Raw genomic sequence first — 1,292 nt, forward strand, 5'->3', positions numbered from 1 at the left:
GAGGATCGCGGGACGGGCGATGGTGTCGATGAGTTACGCTACGGGGAATGGACTGCGCACACCACCCGCCCGTTCGACTTCCTGGCAGTGTGTTCCGACGAGACGGTCGCCGAGCCGGATGCCGCGGTCGCGAACACCAGCGATCTGGGTTTTCCCGTAACCACCGAACCGAAAGAAATAGTGATCCCTCCCGGGATTTCCGGAGGGCTCCTCTCAAGGGAGGATGAAACCTATGGCAGCAGGATCGAAGCGGTACTCGGCTGAGTTGAAGCGAGACGCCGTGGACATGGTGGCCCAGTTGGTGGCCCACGGGTCGGCGGAGTGGCCGGCGATGCGCAAGACCGCAGATCTGTTGGGGGTGACCTCGGCGGAGACTGTCCGTCAGTGGGTTCGTAAGGCCCCGGCCGCTGATGCGGAAGGCGCCTCGAGGGCCGACAACGAGGAGATCCGCAGGCTCAAACAGGAGGTCGCCGAACTCAAACGGGCCAACGGCATCCTGAAAGCGGCGTCGGTTTTCTTCGCGGCCGAAATCGACCGGCCACACCGGTAATTGTGGACTTCATCCGCACCCACCAGGGACATCGGGTGGGTGCGGATGGTCTTATCTGGGGTGTCGATTCGATGTGCGCCGTGCTCTCTGAGCACGGCTGGCGCATCGCCCCGTCCACATACTACGACCACATCAACCGCGGGCCGAGCGCCCGTATGCTCGCTGACGCGCAGGTCATCGATGCGATCTTCATGCTCCGCAAGAACAAACCCCTGACCCGCGTTCTGGGCTCACGAAAGACATGGATAATGCTGCGCAGCAACGGATTAGATGTCGCCCGTTGCACGGTTGAACGGGTCATGCGGGAGATGGGATGGCACGGCGCGATCAAGAAGAAACGGGTGCGCACGACCATCCCTGACGCGGCGGCCAAGCGGCCGACGGATCTGGTCGACCGGCAGTTTTATGCCGCGGCACCCAACCGCCTGTGGGTGGCCGATTTCACCTACTGCCGCACCGAATCCGGTTGGGCGTACACAGCCTTCGTGACTGACGTGTTCGCCCGCAAGATCGTCGGCTGGAAGGTGGCCACGGAGATGACGGTGAACTTGGTGACCGATGCGATCAACAATGCGATCGACAACAGAAAACGTTGCGGGGTAGTCGATTTGAGCAAACTCGTCCATCATAGCGACGCCGGATCGCAGTATACTGCCATCGTGTTCGGGCAGCGATTGGCCGAGGAAGGGATCGCGGCCTCTATCGGCACCGTCGGGGACAGTTTCGACAATGCCCTGGCCGA

General features: G+C 62.1%; 3 protein-coding genes. All 3 read left to right on the forward strand.

Translation table 11 applies throughout. The features are described 5' to 3' along the window. A partial coding sequence (locus tag A8G15_RS31155) for a hypothetical protein (RefSeq protein ID WP_169833913.1) occupies positions 1-264 on the forward strand: 264 nt, incomplete at its 5' end. Then, the gene (locus A8G15_RS32540) at positions 233-550 is read left to right on the forward strand and encodes a transposase (protein WP_055477365.1); all 318 of its coding nucleotides are present in this window, start codon (positions 233-235) and stop codon (positions 548-550) included. The genes A8G15_RS31155 and A8G15_RS32540, both read left to right, overlap by 32 nt. 2 nt (positions 551-552) lie before the next feature. Further along, positions 553-1,292: IS3 family transposase (locus tag A8G15_RS19310; protein WP_068163215.1), on the forward strand; the 740-nt coding region annotated here is incomplete at its 3' end.

This window comes from Rhodococcus phenolicus, from assembly GCF_001646785.1.
GTDB lineage: Bacteria > Actinomycetota > Actinomycetes > Mycobacteriales > Mycobacteriaceae > Rhodococcus > Rhodococcus phenolicus.